The organism is Oleiharenicola lentus (assembly GCF_004118375.1).
Lineage (GTDB): Bacteria > Verrucomicrobiota > Verrucomicrobiia > Opitutales > Opitutaceae > Lacunisphaera > Lacunisphaera lenta.
In genome coordinates, this window is the sequence record NZ_SDHX01000001.1 from 3,218,106 (window position 1) to 3,237,191 (window position 19,086).

A 19,086-nucleotide genomic window follows, 5' to 3' on the forward strand; every position below is an offset into this window, starting at 1 on the left:
TTCCGGACACCACCCCTCCTGTTCGCCTGTTGACAGAGGGAGGGGCGGCCGTATTCGTGACCCTTTCCCCCATGATTTCCTGGATCCAAAAATACTTTCAGAAGCACATCAAGTTGGTGATGCTCGTGATGCTCTTCATTATCGGCCTGCCGATGGTGTTCATCTATTCGCAGTCGTCCGGCCTCGGCGCCGGCGACGTCAAGGTGCGAGAGCAGAAGTTCTTCAACGTCAACCTCGCCAACCCCGAGCAGGCCCAGCGCGTGTTCACCGACGGTCAGCTGAGCGCCCAGCTCCGGTTCGACTATCAGGCCATGCAGAACCTGCAGGCCTACTCGCTGCAGCGCGTCGCCGGCCTGGCCCTGGCCGACGAGCTCAAGCTCCCCGTCCCCACCCCCGAACAGGTTTCCGCCTACACCGGCCGCGTGCCCGCTTTCCTCAACCAGCAGGGCCAGTTCGACAACTCCGCCTACGCCCGTTTCGGCGACTCCATCAAGTCCGCCACCAGCCCGATCAAGGTCTCCGATGTCAATCGCGTGCTGAGCGACGACACCCGGCTCTCCGAACTCGGCAAGGTTCTCGGGGGCCCCGGCTACGTCCTTCCTTCCGACATCAAGCAGCAGCTGGCCCGCATTGACTCCACCTGGACCATCCAGGTCGCGGAGCTCGACTACGCCGGCTTCAGCCCCGCCATCAACCCGAGCGACGCCGAGCTGCAAAAATTCCATGACGAAAACGCCTTCCGCTACGAGGTGCCCGCCCGTCCGCGCCTGAGCCTCGTGGAGTTCAAGGCCGCCCGGTTTGCCCCCCCGACCGCGCCCACCGAGGAGGAGCTCCGCGCTTTCTATAATAACAACCGGGCCAGCTTCCCCACCCCGGCCGATGACACCAAGAAGGACGCGACCGCGCTGGCCACACCCGATGCCGCCGCCGATGACTTCCCGAAGGTCCGCGCCCAGGTCGAGGTTGCCATTCGCGACCTCGCCGCCCGCCGCCTCGCCTCCCAGGCCGCCAATGAGCTGACCGTCGCCCTTTACGAGCGCCGCGCCACCCTCAAGCCCAACTCCGCCGAGCTGTCCTCCTTCCTCGCCGGCATCAACCACCCCGCCGTCGCGATCGCACCCTTTGCCCCCGACGCCCCGCCGGCCGACCGCCCCTGGCTCGCCAGCTACGCCGAGGCCATCTCCAAGCTGGGTGCCGACCGCCCGGTTTCGGACGCCCTGCCCACGCCCGACGGCTTTGTGGTGATGCTGTGGAACGAGAGCCTGCCCTCCTACAAGCCCCTCTTCAGCGACGTGAAGGACCGCGTGCTGGCCGATTACCGCGAAAACGAGAAGCGCCGCCTGTTCATCGCCCGCGGCGCCGAGCTCAAAGCCAAGCTGCAGGCCGCCGGTGCGGGCTTCGCCACCACCGCCGCCGCCGAGAAACTCGCGGTCAAGTCCTACGCCAATTTCTCTCTCCGCCAGCCGCCCCAGGATCTGCCCCCGGCCGCCTATTCGGCCTTCGGCTCGCTCGAGGCCGGCCAGGTCTCGGATCTGCTCCCGTCCAACGACAAGGGCATCTTCGTCTTTGCCCAGGAAAAGAAGCTGCCCGACCTCAGCGCCGCCAACCCGCGCTATGCCGAGGTCCAGAAGCAGCTGATGGCCTTTGCCGCCAGCACCAACGAAAACTCGCACCTCGGCCAGCTGGTCGAGGCCGAGCTCGAGAAATCCAACCCCCAGGCCGTGCGCTGAGCCAGTCTCCGCTCATCCCGTCATAACACCGCCCGGCCATCCGGTAACTGCCACCGCCCTCCGCGGTGGCTTTTTTCTGTCCGAAACCTCCTTCCTTTCCCGGCGTCACAAAAGGCTTAAACTTTTCGCCAAACTCGCGTGTCCTGTTCCCAGTTCCAAACTCCCATGATCCCTTCGTCCCGCCGTCTCGCCGCCCTGCTGTCCGCCGCCCTCCTCGCCGCGTCCAGCCTCGCGGCCCAGGATAACGCCGCGCCCGAACTCTCCCTTGAGCAATGCGTGACCCGCGCCCTCCAGCGCAACTTCGCCCTCGAGATCGGCCGCTACGCCCCGGAGATCGCCAAGGACGGCATCCTCGTGGCCAAGGGCACATACGAAACCCAGCTCTCCGTGACCGGCAGCCGCAGCGGACGCGAATCTGACCTCTCGGGCACCTCCAGCAACGGCACCGACCTCCGCGTCGGCGTGACCCAGCGCCTCTATACCGGCACCACCGTCAGTGCCAGCAGCTCGATCGCCCGCAGTTCCTCCAATCCCGCCCTCGCCACCAACCCGGCCTACGACGCCGACCTCACCCTCTCCGTCCGCCAGTCCCTCCTCCAGGGCCTCGACCCCGCGGTCAACCGCGGCGGCATCGAACGCGCCGAGATCGGGCTCCAGCGCGCCAACCTCGACTACAAGGCCCAGGTGCTTGACGTCATCCAGGACACCGAAAACGCCTACTACAACCTCGCCTACGCGCGCGAACAGTTCGGCGTGCGCAACTTCTCCCTCGCCCTCGCCCAGAAGCTCTTTGACGAGGCCAAGACCCGTCGCGACACCGGCGTCGCCACCGACCTCGACGTGCTCCAGGCGGAGGTCGGCGTCGCGAACGCCCGCCGCGCGGTCATCCTCGCGGAGCAGGCCGTGAAGGACCGGCAGGATGCGCTCCTCGCCCTGATCGGCCAGTTCGAGCTCGATGCCCCCCTCGGCACCGTGCGCTTCAAGGATGCCTCCGGCCAGCTCCCCGTGTTCGCCTCCTCCTTCCAGATGGCGAAGCAGAACCAGCCCGACTACCTCTCCTCCCAGGCCGCCATCGAGCAGGTGAAAATCGACCTGCGTCTCGTCAAGGACGCCGCCAAGCCCGACCTCACCGTCGGCGCCGCGCTCGGCCTCAACGGCACCAACGGCAGCAGCGGCGACGCCTTCAGCGATGCCCTCGACCCGCAGAGCCACAACTGGCAGGTGGATTTTTCCTTCAACTACCCGCTCGGCCGCAAATCCGACAAGGCCCGCGAGCGCCAGAGCCTCGCCGCCCTCAGCCGCGAGCAGACCCGCCTGCGTCAGCTGGAGCAGTCCATCGAGGTGTCGGTCCGCAGCGCAGTGCGCTCGGTCGAGGCCAACACCGAGAGCGTCCGCATCGCGGCCCTCGCGTCCGCCCTCAGCCAGAAGCAATACGAGCTGGAGAAGGCCAAGTTCGATGCCGGCCTTTCCACCAGCCGCCGGGTGCTCGAAGCCCAGGATGACCTGGAAACGGCCCGCGTGAGCGAACTGCAGGCGCGCGTCAGCCTCGCCAACGCCATCTCCGCCCTCCACCGCCTCGAAGGCAGCTCGCTCCAGCGCTACGCGGTGGAATTGCCGTAAGGCTCTTCCATCTTCCAGGGAGGGCGCGCTTCCCTGCGCGCCGCGATCACGGATGCCGGTCCGCAGAGACGCGGGCCCTTCCCGCCGGCGGTCGCGCCGCCCGCCTCCGCCAAACTCCCATTGCCATCCCCCGCGCGGATCGCTCTGCTCCGGGGTCGCATGAGCAAAAAGACCGCCGCCGCCCAGCCGCCCGCCACATCCTCGTGGCTCACCGTGGGACTGATCGCCTGCTTCGGCGCGCTCTTCGGCGCCGGGCTCATGTATTTCGCGCTGCGTCCGCGCCAGCCCGCGCCTGAAACCATCACCGTCAACCTGCCCGCCGACCCGACCGTGCACCGGCCCGATCCCGCGCTCACCGCCGGCAAGGCACCCGCCGAGGCCGCCCGCACGCTCGGCAATTTCTACTACGACCACCAGAATTGGGCGCAGGCGATCGAGCACTACCAGTCCGCCATCCGCCAGGGCAGCGACGACGCCGACATCCGCACCGACCTGGGCAACGCCTACCGGTTTTCGAACCGGCCCGACGACGCCCTCCTCCAATATCAGCTCGCGCAGAAGCTGAACCCGGCGCACGAGTTCAGCCTTTTCAACCAAGGCGGCCTCTACAGCGAAGCCTATCAGCAGCCCGCCCAGGCCGTGGAAATCTGGCAGACCTACTTGCAGCGTTTCCCCAACGGCCGCAGCGCCTCCGCCGCGCGCCAGCTGATCGCTCAGGTCCAAGGCGGCCTGCCGGTCGTCCCCAGCCTGCCGGCCGCCGGGCCTTCACCCGCCCCGACTCCCGCGGCCTCCGCGGCGGAAAACCTTATCCTGCGCCAGATCGAGGCCGCCCGCACCAAGGACGCCAAACCCTGACATGGCCCCGAGCTTCACCCATGGCCTGTTTGCCGCCGGGGCCACCAGCCTGTGGCTGCTGCTCGCCTATGCCCTGGGCCTGCACACCCAGCACATCACCATCGGCCACTATGTGAACTACGGTGCGGAGATCATCCTGATCATCGCTCTCTGGCGAAGCCTGCACCGGGAGTTGCACGCGCAGAATCGCTACTGGCTTCCGATCTGGCTCGGTCTCCTCCATGGCCTGCTGACCGCGCTCGTGGCGGCCATGGGCGTTTACGTGTTTCTTGCGCTCTACCTGAACTTCATCAACCCGGACTACCCGGATCTGCATCTGGAATGGCGCGTCGCCACCTTGCGCGCCAGCGGCGCCGCCGAGGAGGAAGTCCGCGCCATGGCCCGGGCCTACCGCTGGAGCACCGGGCCGGTCGGCCTGCCCATCACCCTGGCCGGCCTTTACCTGCTTTTCGCCTTCATCGCCTCACCGCTGCTCACGCTCTGGCTGAACTGGCGCCGCAAAGAGCCCGGCCACATCGGCTGAAGCCGCCGGCACCAGCGCGTGCGCGGGCAGCTGGGTCTTGAACCATGTGCGCTGCTTCCTCACCAGCGCGCGGGTGTGCTTCACGATCAATGGCGCCAGTTCCGCTTCGGGCAACCGGCCCTCGATGAGCCCAACCGTTTCACGGTAGCCGATTGCTCCGGCCACGCTGGGGTTTTCCTTCAGCCCGCGGGCCAGCAGGCCGCGCACCTCGTCCACCAGCCCGGCCTGCAACATCGCCGCCACGCGCGCCCCGATCCGCGCGTCGAGTTCGGCCGGCTCGCGCACCAGTTCGCACAACCGGACCTCAAACGCCGCAAACGGCGACGGTTGCGCCGCAAAGTCCGCCAACAGGTCAGCCAGCGTGCGCCCCGAAGCCAGACACCGCTCCAAGGCCCGCGTGACCCGCCGCGGATTGCTGACGTCCAGCGCGCCCAGCCCGGCCGGGTTGAGTTTCCGCAGCTCCGCGACCAAGGGCGCAAGCCCGTCGCGCTCCAACCGGGACTGCACCCCGGCCCGAACCTCGGCCGGGACGGCCACCTCGTCCGCCACCGGAGCAAAGTATGCCTTGAGGTAAAATCCGCTGCCTCCCGTCACGAGCACCGCCTGCCCGCGTCCGAGGATGTCCTCCACCGCCGCCCGGGCCCTGGCAATATACTCCGTTACATCCATCCGCTGGGTGATTTCGCAGAGGTCGATGAGGTGATGCGGCACGCGGGCCAGTTCCGCCCTGGTCGGCTTGGCGGTGCCGATGTCGGCGCCGCGGTAGAACAGCAGCGAATCGCAGGACACGATCTCCGCCCCGTGCGCCTCCGCCCAGCGCAGCGCCAGCTCGGTCTTGCCGACGGCGGTGCAGCCGGTGAGGACATGGATCGTGCGGGGCATGACCCGATGCAAACATCCACCCCCGGCACCGCAAAGCGTTTTGTTACCCACGGAACACACGGAATACACCGAAGCATGACCGGGAGATCTTCCGTGTATTCCGTGTGTTCCGTGGGCCCTCCCCGTCTCGGAATCGTCACAACAAAATCCGTGCCTTCCGGGCCGTCTGCCGCTTTGCTGGGCCGGTCTCACGCTTGAAAGCCCGGTTCATCTTCAACCCCCACTCCGGCAGCAACCGCCGCAATCCCCACCTGCGCGACCGGGCCCGGGAGTTCATCGCCGAGCATAACTGGGACGCCTCGGTGGTCGCCACCGAGCGCCCGCGCCACGCCACCGAGCTGGCGCGCCGGGCCGTGGACGAGGGCTGCACCCTGGTGGTGGCCATCGGCGGTGACGGCACCATGAACGAAGTGGCCAGCGCGCTCGTGGATACGCCCGCCTGTTTCGGGCTTGTGCCCTGCGGTTCCGGCAACGGTCTCGGCCGCCACCTCGGCATCCGCCGGCCGGGCCGGGGCGCCTTTCGCACGCTGCTGGCGGGCCGGCCGCTCGCCATCGACACCGGCATGGTCAACCGCGACCCGTTTTTCTGCGTGGCCGGCACCGGCTTCGAGGCGCTCATCGCCAGCCGCTTCGCCACGCTCACCTCGCGCGGATTCGCGGGTTACCTGCGCACCAGCGCGTCGGCCTGGCGCGCCTATCAGCCCGACACCTACGTGATCCACCATGCCGGAGGTCGCGACACCGTTGAGGCCTTTACCCTGGCGATCTCCAACTCCTCCCAATACGGCAACAACGCCTACATCGCGCCCGGCGCTTCGGTGCATGACGGCCTGCTCGACCTCACGGCCGTGCCGCGCGTCGGCCTGCACAACGCCGTGCCCCTGCTCTACCGGCTCTTCAGCGGCTCGCTCTACCGCACGGCGTCGGTGCAACGCTGGCAGGGCGAGAAATTCGTCATCGAGCGGGCGCGCCCGGGTTGGATCCACACCGACGGCGAACCGCGTGCGGAAGTTTCGCGGCTGGAGATCACCGTCCGCCCGCGCAGCCTGCGCATCATGGTGCCGTCCGGCGAGGCCGGTGCGCCGAGGTAGCGCCCGCCCCGACTTTCCAGACCCCACGCCCGCTCACTACGCCTTGAGCGCCGCCATGTCCGTGGTCGTCACGACCCGGTTGCGGCCCGTGCGCTTCGCGGTGTAGAGCGCCTTGTCGGCGGCATCGAACAGCGCCTGCGTGGTGTCGGCATCGTCGGGCATCAGCGCGATGCCGGCGGAGAGCGTGACATTCACCGTGCCGCCGTTGTCCGGCAGGGTGCAGGGCGAGGCCGCGAGCAGGACCAGCAGGCGCTCCATGATCAGGCGCGCGTCCTCGAGGTTGGTCTCGACCATGATAATCGCGAACTCCTCGCCGCCGACCCGCGCGAGATGGTCCACCGTGCGCAACTGGCCGCTGAGCAGGTTGGCCACGTGTTTCAGCACGGCGTCGCCCGCCGGGTGGCCGTAGGTGTCGTTGATGCGCTTGAAGAAATCGATGTCGGACACGACGAGGGCGAAGGGGCGCTCAAACCGCGCGCAGCGCTGCCACTCCTCGGTGAGCAGCCGCTCGAACTCGCGGCGGTTCTTCAGCCCGGTCAGCCCGTCGTGGATGGACAGCAGGCGCAGCTGCTCCAGGGTGTCGCCCATCTTGCGGGCGTAACGCACCGACCGCGCGAGCATGCGCGGGGTGAACTCGGCCTTGACCAGAAAGTCCATCGCCCCGGCCTGCAGCGCCTGCTCGTCGAGCGCGGGGTCGGTCTCGGCCGTGAGGAAGATCGTCGGCGTCGTGTTGCCCGCGGCGCGGGCCGCCTTCAGCAGGGCCAGCCCGTCCTTGCCCTCATCGAGGCGGTAATCGAGGAGACACACCGCGTAACCGCCTTCCGTGAGCTTTTTGAGTCCCTTGTCGTAGGTGTCGGCCCAGTCCAGCTCCCACGGGCCGTCGCCGAAGCGGGGCACCATGCGTGACAGCATCTCCTGGGCGGTGGGGTTGTCGTCGATGAGGAGAATTCGCTTCACGGCGGGAATCTTGAATCAGAATCAACGCGTGCCCGCAACCAGGTCCGTGGCGACGGCCTGAAGTTTCGGCGCGATGGCGGCGCGGTCGGCGAGGCCGGCCTTGATGACGTTGACCAGCGCGCTGCCGACGACGACGCCGTCGGCGCTCTGCGCGACCTGCCGCACCTGTTCGCGGGTGGAGATGCCGAAACCGACGACGACGGGCAGCGCGGTGTGCTTCTTGATGGCCGCGACCGCCTCGGGGATGTTGGTGGCGATCTGGTCGCGCACGCCGGTCACGCCTTCGCGAGAGACGTAGTAGATGAAACCCGTGGCCGCGGCCCCGATCACGGGCAGGCGCGAAGCGGGCGTGGTGGGCGCCACGATGAACACGGTCTTGAGGTCGTGTTTCCGGCAGGCGGCCTGCACGTCGGCCGCCTCCTCGGGTGGCAGGTCGAGCGTGAGCATACCGTCCACGCCGGCCTCCTTGGCCGCCCGCACATAGGCTTCGACGCCATTGGAGAACACGAGGTTGTAGTAGGTGTAGAAAACGATCGGCACCTGGCTGGTCTCGCGAATCTTGCGCACCAGGTCGAAGACCCGGGCGGCGGTCATGCCGCCATCGAGGGCCCGCTGGGCGGCCAGCTGGTTGGTGAGGCCGTCGGCCAGCGGATCGGAGAACGGCACGCCGATTTCCAGCACGTCGGTCCCGGCCGCAATCACGGCGCGGCAGGCCGCGAGCGAGGTCTCGAAATCAGGGTCGCCGGCGCACAGGTAGGCGACGAAGGCGGCGCGTTTTTCCTGGCGGGCACGGGCGAAGCTGGCGGCGATGCGGTCCATGAAAGGGCGAGCGTCGGCAGGCGCCCGGCAGGGGTCGAGCGCAAATTGCTGCGCACCTCGGCTCACCCGGTGCCAAACTCCACCAGCACGGGCTGGTGGTCGGAGAGCAGGCTGCGCACGATCTTGGCGCGTGGCTCCCGGCACTCCTGCGGCAGGAAGATGTAGTCCAGGGCCCGCGCCGGCCACGCCGATGGAAACGTCTTCCCCGTCTTCGGCAGCAGTGTGTAGTTGTTGGACTGCTCCAGCCAGCCGAGCAGCGTCGCGGTGGCATCGGGCAGGTGCGAGGGCGTGTTGAAGTCGCCGCAAAAGAGCGGCGGGAGGCCCCACTGCGGAGCGCGCTGCTGCCGCAACTCCCCGACATGGCGGATGAGGTGCGCGATCTGCTGCAGGCGCTTGGGGCGGGAGTTGTGGTTGAGGTGGATGTTCACCAGCGGCAGCCGCCCGTGCGGGCTGTCGATCTCGGCGAAGAGGAAACCTTTTTCCCCCAGCGTGCCCCGGCCGAAGGGCACGGTCTCGTGATGATGGATGGGAAAGCGGGTGAGCAGGGCGTTGCCGTAGTTCAGATGGTAGCGCCCGCCGCGGCGGTTGGTCACACCATGCACGGCATAGGCCAGCCCCGTGTGCCGCTGCAGGTAGGCCAGATGGTCAAAACTTCCGGCCCAACGCGAGTTCTCGTCCACCTCCTGCAAAGCCACGATATCCACCTTCAGCCGCTCGATGAGCCGGGCGATCTTGCGGAGGTTGTTTTGCAGGGCCGAGATCCTGCGCAGGCTCTGATGGATCGGCGTCGGCCCGCGCGCATGGGCGATGTTGAAAGTCAGCAAACGCAAGCGGGCCATGAGTATGGATGCAATCCGCACCCCGTCCCGCCGGCAACGGGAAATCTCTGGGAGAAGGGTTGACAGCCGACGGGCCGGTATGGATGTTCGCCGTTCTCAATTTCACGGCGGTCATAGCTCAGTTGGTTAGAGCACAAGATTGTGAATCTTGGGGTCGCGGGTTCGAGTCCCGTTGGCCGCCCCATTTTTAGCCCGGTTGACCTTTGCGGACGTTCACTCCGTGACCGCACCGCACAGGAAGTAACGGGACGAGAACCCGCCGGGTTCGTGGAGCGCAGCGGAACGACCCATCCGCAGGATGGGGGGCGCAGCCCCGAGCGTAGCGAGTCAATCCCGTTGGCCGCCCCATTTTTAGCCCGGTTGACCTTTGCGGACGTTCACCCCGTGACCGCACCGCACAGGAAGTAACGGGACAAGAACCCGCCGGGTTCGTGGAGCGCAGCGGAACGACCCATCCGCAGGATGGGGGGCACAGCCCGCTCGCGGGCGCGCTTCGAAGGCACGCCGCTGATTTTACAAACATGGCGCCGTAACATTTGTCAAAATTCGCCTCGCCACCTTCCGGCGCAGGCGTTTCGGTTCGGAACCATGATTTCGTTCAAGAAGCTCCTGGGCAAAGAAGAGAAGTTCTACGATCTGCTGGAGGCCAGCGCCGACGAGGCCAAGGCCAGCACCGCCCTCCTCGCCCGGATTCTGGGTCAGGACAGCCAGGTCACCGCCACCAGCATCCACGATATCATCCAGTCGCGCCGCAAGGACAAGCGCATCACCCAGCAGATCACCGAGGAGCTCTGCAAGACCTTCGTCACGCCGCTGGAGCGCGAGGACATCGAGGCGCTTTCCCTCGCCCTCTACAAGATTCCCAAGACGGTCGAGAAGATCGTCGAGCGCCTGACCATCTGCCCCGCTCGCGTCCCGCGCGAGAGCCTGCAGAAGCAGGTCGTCCTCCTCGAACAGGCCATCGACTGCGTGGTCGCCATGGTGCGCCAGCTTCGCAAGGGCACGCAGATCGAGCGCATCCAGGACCACCAGTCCAAGCTCCAGTTCGCCGAGGGCGAGGCCGACAAGGTGATGCTCGCGCTCGTCAAGGACCTCTACAACGGGCCGCACGACGCCAAGGACGTCGTCATCCTCATGGAACTCTACGATCTCGTCGAAGCCGCCATCGACCGCGCCCGCGACGCCGGCCAAGTGGTCTTCATGATCATGCTGAAATATTCCTGAGCCCTGGCCGGGCGCCTGGCCCGGACAAACCCCGGCCGGTCAGCAGACCGGAACGGTGCAAGCGGACCTCTCCGAGCCCCATGACCATTTTCCTGATCGTCCTCACTGCCGCGCTGGTCTTCGAGTATATCAACGGCTTTCACGACGCGGCCAACGCCATCGCCACCGTCGTCTCGACCAAGGTCCTGACCCCGCGCCAGGCCATCTGGCTCGCGGCCTTCTTCAACCTCATCGGCGCGCTCGCCGGCACCGCCGTCGCCACCACCATCGGCAAGGGGCTCGTGGACACCAACGTCATCACGATGGCCACGATCTTCTCGGCCCTGGTCGGCGCCATCATCTGGAACCTCATCACCTGGTGGCTCGGCCTGCCGTCCAGCTCCAGCCACGCCCTCATCGGCGGCCTCTGCGGCGCGGCCCTCGCCTCCGCCGACGGCGACTGGAGCGTGCTCACCTGGGACGCCGTGGACGCCAAGGGCAAGGCGATCGGCCTCTGGCCCAAGGTCGTGGGCCCGATGTTCACCTCCCCCGTCATCGGCTTCTTCGGCGGCGCGCTGCTGATGTTCATCCTGCTGATCTTCATCAAAAAACTCACCCCGCGCGTCGTGAACGGCGTGTTCGGCAAGCTCCAGCTCGTGAGCGCCGCGTGGATGGGCTTCAGCCACGGCACCAACGACGCGCAAAAGACGATGGGCATCATCGCGCTCGCCCTGTTCACCGGCACGAGCAGCGGCGCCTTCAACGACCTGCCCGCCTGGGCGCATTTCCTCAACACGCCGGAATTCACGGTGGATCGCTGGGTCATGATCACCTGCGCCCTCGTGATGGCCGCCGGTACGGCCGCGGGCGGCTGGCGCATCATTCGCACCATGGGCCACAAGATGGTGAAGCTGCAGCCGGTCCACGGCTTCGCCGCCGAAACCACCGCCGCCGTCGTGATCCAGACCGCCTCACACTGGGGCATCCCGCTCTCCACCACCCACGCCATCTCCACCTCCATCATGGGCGTCGGTGCCATGAAACGCTTCGGCGCCGTCAAGTGGGGCATCGTCGAGCGCATCATCTGGGCCTGGGTCCTCACCCTCCCCGTCTGCGGCCTCATCGGCTTCCTGACCGAAATGGTCTGCCGGCACTTTGGAATGAAATAGGCACCGGACGGCGCCAAGCGGGAAGGATCAAGTAACAAGTATCAGGACCCGGAGCCGGGACCATCAGTCCCGCAGCCAGGCTTCGGTTCGGGCTCCTGTTACTTGATGCCGACACTTGTTACTTTCCTCCGTCCCGCTGCTTTCTTGTTACTTGTAACCTGATACTTGTTACTTGCGCGAAGATTCGCCGCCAGCGAATCTTCGCGCCTCTCTCCCCATGAGCGACTCCAAGCAAGGCATCTTCCTCGGCACCGACAGCGGCGCCACCACTTCCAAGACCGGCGGCGTGTGGGCCGACGGCTCCATCATCTCCACCAAGCTCCGGCAGAGCTCCACCAATTCCCAGGCCGGCACCGCCGCCGTCGTCAGCGGCTGGGTCGAGGGCGTGAAGGGCTTCCTCGCCGACAACCAGCTCACGTGGGACCAGGTGCGCGGCGTTGGTCTCGCCATCCCCGGTCCCTACAACGGTTACGGCATCATGGGCCGCGCCTCCAACCTGCCGAAGAGTTTTGAAGGCTGGAATTTCCACGCCGACTACGCCGCCGCCCTCGCCGCCGCGGCCGGCCGCCCCCTCCCGCTCGTCGTCGGCAACGACGGCAACTATGGCGGCGTGGGCGAGGCCCAGCGCGTGCGCGGTGATTCGAAGGCCACCGTGCTCATGCTCGCCCCCGGCTCCGGCCTCGGCGTGGCCTACGTGGACGCCAACGGCCTGCCCCTCGAGGGCGACACCCTCAACGGCATGGAAGGCGGCCACATGCCCGCCGTGCTCCAGCTCCTCGGCGGCATCAAGGTCCTCAAGTGCGGCTGCGGCCGCGACTGGGGCTGCATCGAGCCCTACACCACCATCTCCGGCCTGCCCCAGCTGCTCGAGGAGTTCCTGCCCAAGCACCCGACGCACCCCTTCCACACCTCCACCGCCCCCATCAAGGAGAAGGCCTTCTCGCTCCGCACGCTCGCGCAGAAGGGCGACGCGCTCGCCGTGGACATCTTCAACTTCCAGGCCAAGGCCCTCGGCATCCACATGGCCTCGCTGCTTACCGCAGTGGATGCCGAATACGTCGTCATCGGCGGCGGCCTGATCGACCCCGAGGCCACGACGCCCGAGTTCCGCGAGCGCTACCTGCGCATCATCCGTGAGAGCGCCCAGCCCTACCTCTGGCCCAAGCAGGCCGAGAAGCTGAAGGTTGTTCCCGCCACCCTCGGCGAACTCTCCCAAGCCATCGGCGCCGCCCTCGTCGCCCTCTACACCGCCAAGGCGAAGGCCTGAGCGAGCGCAGGGAGGAAACGATCCACGCCGGTCATGGACGTCCAAGTCACGCTGAACTTCCTTGGCCGCACCGAGGAAGCCCTCGCCTGCTACACCCGGGCGATCGGTGCTGAGACCACCTTCCTCCTGCGCTTTCGCGACTGCCCCGATCCGGCACAACGACGCCCGGGTTTCGAGGACAAGATTTTCCACGCCACCTTCCGCGTGGGCGGAACGGAGCTCATGGCCTCCGACTGCGGTTGCGAAGATCCGTCTGCCCCCGCCCGCTTCGACGGCTTCGCCCTCGCCCTGCGCACCGACACCACGGAACAAGCCGAGCGTTGCTTCGCCGCCCTCAGCACCGGCGGTCACGTGGAGCTTCCCCTGCAGGAAACTTTCTTCGCCACCCGCTACGGCCTGGTGACCGACCGCTTCGGCGTCTCTTGGAAAATCATGACCGAGAAGGCCCGGTCGGCGACCTGAGACGGCCCCATGCGGTTTGATGGTGGAGCGGCTTGCCCCGAGCGGACCTCCTCACGAAATCCACAGCAGGCTCGCGGCGAAGCCGAGGAAAACCGCCCCCAGCGCCCGGTCGATCCAATGGCCGTGACGCAGGAAGGCCCGGCGCACTTCGGTGCGGGTGAAGACCACGGCCACGAAGCTGAACCACGCCACGGTGGTGAGCGTCATCCACACCCCGTAGCCGGCCTGCACGAGCCGCGGGGTGGCCGGACTCACCGCAAGCGGAAACAGCGAGATGAAGAACAGCGCGGCCTTGGGGTTGAGCAGGTTGACCAGAAAACCCGTCATCCAGGCCGCCCGCGCCGTCGGGGCGCCTTCGGCGGACGCCAGATCAACATCGCCTTCGCGCGGCTTGGTCCGCAGGGCCTGCACGCCAATCCACACCAGGTAGGCGGCACCGAGCCATTTCACGGCCGTCAGCACCGTGGCCGACCGGGTCAGCACCAGGCCGAGGCCAAGCAGGCTGTAGGCGATGTGGATCGATAGCCCGCAGCCGATGCCCAGGCTGGTCCAGATCGCAGTGGCCCGGCCATGGCGGAGGCTCTGCCGCAGCACGATGGCGAAATCCGGCCCGGGGCTCGCCACGGCCAGCGCATGGGCCACGGCGATGGTGAGAAACTCGGGGAGAAAATTCATGGGATGAGGCGGAGGGTCGGTCGGCCAAGGGCCGTTAGATTGAAGTGGAGCCGCTTTGGAGCGCAGCGACAAAGTGGTCGCCCCCGGCCCACGCTTTCGCCTGCGGCTTAAGCACGGCTACATCTCTGATGATTGTGCCATGGGCAACTGCGGCCGGGGCGGAGACCGGCCCTCCAATCAGGGTGCAGCTTCCGGGCGCGGCCACCGCAGGGTCAACCCTAGCCCCGCAGTTCCATGTCCTGCGGGACGGTGCTGAGGGCCTCGGCCATGGTGCTGAGACCTTCCTTGACCTTGAACATGCTGTCCTGGTGGAGCGTCTTCATGCCGCCCTTCATCGCGATGCGCTTCAGCTCGGCCGTTTCCTTCTCCTTGTTGATGGCCTCGATCAGCTCCTCGTTGGTGACCATGAGCTCGTGGATGCCCACGCGGCCCTTGTAGCCGGTGCCGTTGCACTTGGCGCAGCCCTTGGCGTTGGCCTTGTAGATGGGGCCGGTCCAGCCGAGCGCGCGCTGGAGCACATCCTTCTCCCGGCCCTCGGGCTCATAGGCGACGCGGCAGACCTTGCACACGCGGCGCATGAGGCGCTGGGCGCACACGCACACGAGCGACGACGAGATCATGAACGGCTCGATGCCCATGTCGGTGAGACGGGCGACCGTACTGGGGGCGTCGTTGGTATGGAGCGTGGAAATGAGCAGGTGGCCGGTGAGCGCGGCCTCGACGGCGATGTTGGCCGTCTCCTTGTCGCGAATTTCACCCACGAGGATGATGTCGGGGTCCTGGCGCAGGAAGGCGCGGAGGGCGGCGGCGAAGGTCAGGCCGATCTGCCGGTGCATCTGCATCTGGTTGATGCCGGGCAGCGTGTATTCGATCGGGTCCTCGGCGGTGCGGATGACGACGTCGGACGTGTTCACCTCGTTGAGCGCCGAGTAGAGGGTCATGGACTTGCCCGAGCCGGTGGGACCGCAGTGCAGGATCATGCCGTAGGGCTGGCGGATGCAGTCGCGGTATTTCTTGAGATTCTCCTCGGTGAAACCCAGCGCCGGCAGCGGCAGCGTGGACTTCTGTTTGTCGAGAATACGCATGACCACGCCCTCGCCGTGGTTGAGCGGCGCGGTCGAGACGCGGAGGTCGATGTCGATGTTCTTCTTGTTATACTGCTTGAAGACGATGCGGCCGTCCTGGGGCAGGCGGCGCTCCGCAATGTCCAGGTTGCACATGATCTTGAAGCGCGCCACGAGGGCGCCGGCGACCTTGCCGGGCAGGCGGAGCTTCTCCTGCGTGAGGCCGTCGATGCGGTAACGGACGACAATCTCCTTTTCCCAGGGCTCGATGTGAATGTCCGACGTGCCGGCGAAATAGGCATCCTCGATGATGCGGTTGGCCAGCTGGATAATGGGGGCGGAATCCTCGTTCTCGAGATCCTCGTCCTTGATCTCGGTCTCGTCCTCGTCGAACTGGGCGCCGAGCTGGTCCACCACGTCGGAGAACTGCACCTCGTCGTGGACATGGTCCTTCTTGAGCTTCTCGCGGATGTCGGCCTCACGGCCGAGGAGCCGCACGACGCGCTGGCCGGTCTTGTCCTGGATCTTGGCCGCGACGGTCGTGTCGAAGGGATTGGCGAAGGCCACCAGCAGGAAGTCGCCCACCTGCCCGACCGGCAGGATCATGTTCTTCTGGCAGAACTCGAGGTCGATCTTCTCGAAGGTGGAGGGCTGGACGCGGTAGCGCGCGACGTTGTAGGGCGCGAGGCCGAGGGCGCGACATTTGGCCAGCAGCAGCTGGAAAATGGTGATGTGGTGATCCGTCTGCAGGATCGCGTCGAGCTGGTCACCGGTGGGCTCGTCGGGGCGGGCCAGCAGCACGGCCTTCTGGTCGGCGGTGAGCTTCCCCATCTCCTCCAGCTTGTCGATGATCTGCGTCTGGGTGCGTCCGAGAGGCATGGCTTAGAGGGTGGACGCGGGTTTGCCGGAACTCGACCCGGGGAAAGGCAGCGGGGTGTGCCCGGAACCGGTGGGCGGCGCGGGCATCGGCGGGTTGCTGGCGGGACGCGCCGGCACCGGCGGGTTGCTCCCGCCGACGGCAAAGGGGGGGCGCGATCCGCGCTTGGCCGACTCGGCGCGCTCGGCCTGCATGCGGTCGAGGAAATCCGCGATGATGTCCATCGTCGTCGCCTGCCAGATGATCTGGCCGCCGAGCTTTTTCTCCCAATGGCTGCGCACGGCCGGGCTCAGGTAATAGGCCGTGGCCACAAAGTGAAAGTCCTCCTCGCGGTCGAAGGGCACGCTCCAGGTCGCCCAACAGGCGTCGAGGTCCATCTCCTTGCGCACATCGTCCGGCACGTCGTAGCCGCGGAGGTCCACCACCCCCACCCCGTGGTCGTCCACGACATGGTGCAGCACATCCTCCTCGCGCAGGACCTTTTTCTCATAGACGAGGATGTTGAGCACGGAACTCTGCCGGACCTGGCCGCTGGCCGCGATTTCGAGCAGCCGCTCGTTGGCCGCCTCGAGGTCCTCGAACTTCACCAGGTTGTGCTCGATGAGCGCCGAGCCAAGCAGGCGGTTGGCGCGCATCAGCAGGGGGCGGTATTCGACCGAGGACATGGCGGGGTGACGACGGGAAACTGACTCAGGCGGTCCGGCTTGGCGATTTCTTTTCTTTGGCGCGCATCTTCTTCACGCGCTTCAGGAGTTCCTTGAGCAGCTTGGGGATGCCTTCCTCGGAAAGGCACGATATCGGCACCAGCTCGACCTTGCTGTAGCGCTTCTTGAACTTCTTGAGGTTCGCGACGGCGGCCGGCTCATCCATCTTGTTGGCGGCGACGAGGCGGGGCTTGTCGAGCAGCGCGGGATCGTAGAGTTCCAGTTCCTTGAGCAGCTGCTTGTAGTCGTCACGCGGGTCGCGGGTGTCGGTGCCCGCCATGTCCACAATGATGAGGAGCAGCTTGCAGCGTTCGATGTGGCGCAGGAAACGGTGACCGAGACCCTTGCCGTCGCTGGCGCCGGCGATGAGGCCGGGAATGTCGGCGAGCACGAGGCGCTCGTATTCGGCGGCATACTCGATCACGCCGATCTGCGGATGCAGGGTCGTGAAGGGATACGGCGCCGTCTTCGGGCGGGCCTTGGTGATGAGATTCGTGAGCGAGGATTTGCCGGCATTCGGGAAGCCCACGAGACCGATGTCAGCGATGCTCTTCAGCTCCAGCCGGAAGTCGCCGACCTCGCCGGGCAGGCCCGGTCCCGTCTTGGTCGGGGCGCGGTTGGTGGAGGACTTGAACTTGGTGTTGCCCGCGCCGCCCTTGCCACCCTTGAGCAGCACGATTTCCTGGCCGTCCTCCAGCACCTCGCCGACGAACTCCCCGTCCGGCAGCTTGTAGGCGATGGTGCCCAGGGGCACGCGCAGGACGGCGGGCCGGCCTTCCCGGCCGGTGCAATCGCCGCCCTGGCCATGTTCACCGCGCTCGCCGTTCCAGTGCGGTTTGTATTTGAAGTCGATCAGGTTGTTCTGGTCGTCGTCGCCCCGGAGGATCACGTCGCCGCCCTTGCCGCCGTCGCCGCCGTTGGGGCCGCCCCACGGTTCGTATTTCTCGCGGCGGAAGCTGCGGCAGCCTTTGCCGCCGTCGCCGGCGCGGGCCTTGATGGTGGTTTCGTCGATGAACATGGGGCTAACACGCCTGAACCGGGGCGTATGTCAAAGCTTCCTCAGAGCGCGACCTTGATGCCCTTGCGCAGGTAGGTCGGCACGTCGAGGTCCTGCCCCTCGAAGAGGTTGCGGTCGGATTTGTCGAAGGCGCCGCGGTTCTCCACGGGCTCGGCGCCCTGGAAGCCGAACTCCTCCTGCTTGGGCTTGTTGGGATGGACCGGCGGGGCGCTGGTGCGCGTGACGTGCGCGTCGGTCGTGACGGTGGTCTTGACGTTGGCAGTCGTGGCGACGGCCGTCGTGGCGGTGGCGGCGGGCCTGTCGGCCTTCCGCACCGGCGACGGCGGGGCCGGCCGGCGAACGAAATTGCGGCTGCCGACATCGGTCGTGCCGAGCACGCACAGTTCGACGCGGCCCTGCAGGGCCTCGTCGATCGCGGCACCCATGACGACGTGCGCCTCGGGGCCGAACTGCTCGGTGACGGCGGACATGATCTCGTTGACCTTCGTGAGGGTGAGGTCGGCGCCGCCCGTGATGTTGACGAGCAGGCGGTCGGCCTTGCGGGCGTGCTCGGGCGTGTGGAGCAACGGGCAGTGCTTGAGGTCCTCGAGGGCGGTCAACGCGGGGTTCTCCCCCGCACCGGTGCCAAGGCCGAAAAGGGTTTTGCCGCCCCGGTGGTGAAAGACCTGCCGGATGGCGGTGAAATCGACGTTGATCAGCCCGGTGCGCGAGAGCATCGCCCAGATGGACTTCACGCCGCGTCCGATCCATTCGTCGGCGCGGGCAAAGGAGTCGAGCACGCTAGTCTGGTCGGTGCCTTCCTGGAGCAGCATGTCGTTGGCGAGCGGAATGACCGCGTCGCAGGTGCGGCGCAACTCGGCGAGCGCCTCCTCGGCCTGCCGGGCGCGGCGTCCGCCCTCAAAGCTGAACGGCAGGGTGACAAACGCGATGACCAGCGCGCCGGCTTCGCCAGCAATCTGCGCCACCACGGGCGCGGCGCCGGAACCGGTGCCACCACCCAGGCCGGCCACGAGGAACACGAGGTCCGTGTCCTTCACGATCTCGGCGATCTTGTCAGCATCGGCCTCGGCGGCCTTGCGTCCGAGCTCGGGATCGCCGCCGGCGCTCAGGCCGCGGGTCTGGGTGGCGCCGATGAGGATCTTGTCCTGCACGGGCGAGGTGCCGAGGGCCTTGAGGTCGGTGTTGATGACGGCCAGCTGGAGCCGGTCGAGGTTCTCCATCTTGAGCCGGTCCACGGCGTTGGAGCCGCCGCCGCCCACGCCGATGAGCTTGATGCCGACGTCGCGGTCGGCGAGCGCCTCGAGGGGAAGTTCGTTGGAGGAGTTTTCCAT

The 19,086-nt window shown here is 66.9% G+C and carries 18 protein-coding genes and 1 tRNA gene; 10 read left to right on the top strand and 9 right to left on the bottom strand.

All coding sequences use genetic code 11. The annotated features are described in order from the left end of the window. Positions 1-71: 71 nt before the first annotated feature. The 4 genes from ESB00_RS13345 to ESB00_RS13360 all read left to right on the top strand — a co-directional run bounded on the left by ESB00_RS13345 (position 72) and on the right by ESB00_RS13360 (position 4,728). On the top strand, positions 72-1,730 hold the full coding sequence (locus ESB00_RS13345; protein ID WP_129048175.1) for a peptidylprolyl isomerase: 1,659 nt from the start codon (positions 72-74) through the stop codon (positions 1,728-1,730). 165 nt (positions 1,731-1,895) lie between these two features. Continuing rightward, positions 1,896-3,350 (top strand): TolC family protein, encoded by a 1,455-nt coding sequence (locus ESB00_RS13350; RefSeq protein WP_129048176.1) that lies wholly within the window; start codon positions 1,896-1,898, stop codon positions 3,348-3,350. A gap of 159 nt (positions 3,351-3,509) precedes the next feature. Beyond that, positions 3,510-4,205 carry a tetratricopeptide repeat protein gene (locus ESB00_RS13355; protein WP_129048177.1) on the top strand — a complete coding sequence of 232 codons (696 nt, stop codon included), beginning with the start codon at positions 3,510-3,512 and terminating at the stop codon, positions 4,203-4,205. 1 nt (position 4,206) lies between these two features. Then, positions 4,207-4,728 carry a DUF4199 domain-containing protein gene (locus ESB00_RS13360; RefSeq protein ID WP_129048178.1) on the top strand — a complete coding sequence of 174 codons (522 nt, stop codon included), beginning with the start codon at positions 4,207-4,209 and terminating at the stop codon, positions 4,726-4,728. Here ESB00_RS13360 and miaA read toward each other — a convergent pair. After that, positions 4,669-5,610 (bottom strand): tRNA (adenosine(37)-N6)-dimethylallyltransferase MiaA, encoded by a 942-nt coding sequence (gene miaA, locus ESB00_RS13365; RefSeq protein ID WP_129048179.1) that lies wholly within the window; start codon positions 5,608-5,610, stop codon positions 4,669-4,671. The genes ESB00_RS13360 and miaA overlap by 60 nt on opposite strands. 194 nt (positions 5,611-5,804) lie before the next feature. Here miaA and ESB00_RS13370 point away from each other — a divergent pair, with 194 nt between their 5' ends. Next, positions 5,805-6,701: a diacylglycerol/lipid kinase family protein gene (locus tag ESB00_RS13370; protein WP_246026482.1), complete on the top strand. Its 897-nt coding sequence runs from the start codon at positions 5,805-5,807 to the stop codon at positions 6,699-6,701. 36 nt (positions 6,702-6,737) lie between these two features. Here ESB00_RS13370 and ESB00_RS13375 read toward each other — a convergent pair whose 3' ends face one another. From ESB00_RS13375 to ESB00_RS13385, 3 genes are all read right to left on the bottom strand, one after another. Next, positions 6,738-7,658 (bottom strand): GGDEF domain-containing response regulator, encoded by a 921-nt coding sequence (locus tag ESB00_RS13375; protein WP_129048180.1) that lies wholly within the window; start codon positions 7,656-7,658, stop codon positions 6,738-6,740. 21 nt (positions 7,659-7,679) lie between these two features. Then, positions 7,680-8,477, bottom strand: coding sequence for a tryptophan synthase subunit alpha (trpA, locus tag ESB00_RS13380; RefSeq protein ID WP_129048181.1), 798 nt, complete (start codon positions 8,475-8,477; stop codon positions 7,680-7,682). Positions 8,478-8,539: 62 nt separating this feature from the next. Further along, complete coding sequence (locus tag ESB00_RS13385; RefSeq protein ID WP_129048182.1) at positions 8,540-9,316, bottom strand: endonuclease/exonuclease/phosphatase family protein; 777 nt, start codon at positions 9,314-9,316, stop codon at positions 8,540-8,542. Positions 9,317-9,423: 107 nt separating this feature from the next. On the opposite strand from ESB00_RS13385, the gene ESB00_RS13390 reads away from it, so the two are divergent. From ESB00_RS13390 to ESB00_RS13410, 5 genes are all read left to right on the top strand, one after another. After that, a tRNA-His gene (locus tag ESB00_RS13390) sits at positions 9,424-9,500 on the top strand. A 404-nt stretch (positions 9,501-9,904) separates the two neighbouring features. Beyond that, positions 9,905-10,540, top strand: a complete 636-nt coding sequence (locus ESB00_RS13395; RefSeq protein WP_129048183.1) for a DUF47 domain-containing protein — start codon at positions 9,905-9,907, stop codon at positions 10,538-10,540. Positions 10,541-10,620: 80 nt separating this feature from the next. After that, on the top strand, positions 10,621-11,688 hold the full coding sequence (locus tag ESB00_RS13400; RefSeq protein WP_129048184.1) for an inorganic phosphate transporter: 1,068 nt from the start codon (positions 10,621-10,623) through the stop codon (positions 11,686-11,688). A 217-nt stretch (positions 11,689-11,905) separates the two neighbouring features. Further along, a complete protein-coding gene (locus tag ESB00_RS13405) occupies positions 11,906-12,955 on the top strand; it encodes an ROK family protein (RefSeq protein WP_129048185.1) in 1,050 nt (349 codons plus the stop codon). Positions 12,956-12,988: 33 nt separating this feature from the next. Continuing rightward, positions 12,989-13,417: a VOC family protein gene (locus tag ESB00_RS13410; protein ID WP_129048186.1), complete on the top strand. Its 429-nt coding sequence runs from the start codon at positions 12,989-12,991 to the stop codon at positions 13,415-13,417. 51 nt (positions 13,418-13,468) lie between these two features. Here the strand turns inward: ESB00_RS13410 and ESB00_RS13415 are convergent, their stop codons facing one another. The 5 genes from ESB00_RS13415 to ftsZ all read right to left on the bottom strand — a co-directional run bounded on the left by ESB00_RS13415 (position 13,469) and on the right by ftsZ (position 19,086). Then, entirely contained in the window at positions 13,469-14,092 is a 624-nt protein-coding gene (locus tag ESB00_RS13415) for a LysE family transporter (RefSeq protein ID WP_129048187.1), read from the bottom strand. A gap of 218 nt (positions 14,093-14,310) precedes the next feature. Next, positions 14,311-16,035 carry a GspE/PulE family protein gene (locus ESB00_RS13420; RefSeq protein ID WP_129048188.1) on the bottom strand — a complete coding sequence of 575 codons (1,725 nt, stop codon included), beginning with the start codon at positions 16,033-16,035 and terminating at the stop codon, positions 14,311-14,313. A 3-nt stretch (positions 16,036-16,038) separates the two neighbouring features. After that, positions 16,039-16,698, bottom strand: coding sequence for a hypothetical protein (locus tag ESB00_RS13425; RefSeq protein ID WP_129048189.1), 660 nt, complete (start codon positions 16,696-16,698; stop codon positions 16,039-16,041). Positions 16,699-16,723: 25 nt separating this feature from the next. Then, a complete protein-coding gene (gene obgE, locus ESB00_RS13430) occupies positions 16,724-17,755 on the bottom strand; it encodes a GTPase ObgE (RefSeq protein WP_129048190.1) in 1,032 nt (343 codons plus the stop codon). A gap of 41 nt (positions 17,756-17,796) precedes the next feature. Next, on the bottom strand, positions 17,797-19,086 hold the full coding sequence (ftsZ, locus tag ESB00_RS13435; RefSeq protein WP_129048191.1) for a cell division protein FtsZ: 1,290 nt from the start codon (positions 19,084-19,086) through the stop codon (positions 17,797-17,799).

Excerpts from the sequence above, each read along its gene's own strand:
- ESB00_RS13395 (WP_129048183.1), top strand. The coding sequence starts at position 9,905 with ATGATTTCGTTCAAGAAGCTCCTGGGCAAAGAAGAGAAGTTCTACGAT.
- ESB00_RS13410 (WP_129048186.1), top strand. The coding sequence starts at position 12,989 with ATGGACGTCCAAGTCACGCTGAACTTCCTTGGCCGCACCGAGGAAGCC.
- miaA (WP_129048179.1), bottom strand. The coding sequence starts at position 5,610 with ATGCCCCGCACGATCCATGTCCTCACCGGCTGCACCGCCGTCGGCAAG.
- ESB00_RS13345 (WP_129048175.1), top strand. The coding sequence starts at position 72 with ATGATTTCCTGGATCCAAAAATACTTTCAGAAGCACATCAAGTTGGTG.
- ESB00_RS13350 (WP_129048176.1), top strand. The coding sequence starts at position 1,896 with ATGATCCCTTCGTCCCGCCGTCTCGCCGCCCTGCTGTCCGCCGCCCTC.
- ESB00_RS13425 (WP_129048189.1), bottom strand. The coding sequence starts at position 16,698 with ATGTCCTCGGTCGAATACCGCCCCCTGCTGATGCGCGCCAACCGCCTG.
- ESB00_RS13385 (WP_129048182.1), bottom strand. The coding sequence starts at position 9,316 with ATGGCCCGCTTGCGTTTGCTGACTTTCAACATCGCCCATGCGCGCGGG.
- ESB00_RS13355 (WP_129048177.1), top strand. The coding sequence starts at position 3,510 with ATGAGCAAAAAGACCGCCGCCGCCCAGCCGCCCGCCACATCCTCGTGG.
- ESB00_RS13420 (WP_129048188.1), bottom strand. The coding sequence starts at position 16,035 with ATGCCTCTCGGACGCACCCAGACGCAGATCATCGACAAGCTGGAGGAG.
- ESB00_RS13415 (WP_129048187.1), bottom strand. The coding sequence starts at position 14,092 with ATGAATTTTCTCCCCGAGTTTCTCACCATCGCCGTGGCCCATGCGCTG.
- ESB00_RS13405 (WP_129048185.1), top strand. The coding sequence starts at position 11,906 with ATGAGCGACTCCAAGCAAGGCATCTTCCTCGGCACCGACAGCGGCGCC.
- trpA (WP_129048181.1), bottom strand. The coding sequence starts at position 8,477 with ATGGACCGCATCGCCGCCAGCTTCGCCCGTGCCCGCCAGGAAAAACGC.
- ESB00_RS13400 (WP_129048184.1), top strand. The coding sequence starts at position 10,621 with ATGACCATTTTCCTGATCGTCCTCACTGCCGCGCTGGTCTTCGAGTAT.
- ftsZ (WP_129048191.1), bottom strand. The coding sequence starts at position 19,086 with ATGGAAAACTCCTCCAACGAACTTCCCCTCGAGGCGCTCGCCGACCGC.
- ESB00_RS13360 (WP_129048178.1), top strand. The coding sequence starts at position 4,207 with ATGGCCCCGAGCTTCACCCATGGCCTGTTTGCCGCCGGGGCCACCAGC.
- obgE (WP_129048190.1), bottom strand. The coding sequence starts at position 17,755 with ATGTTCATCGACGAAACCACCATCAAGGCCCGCGCCGGCGACGGCGGC.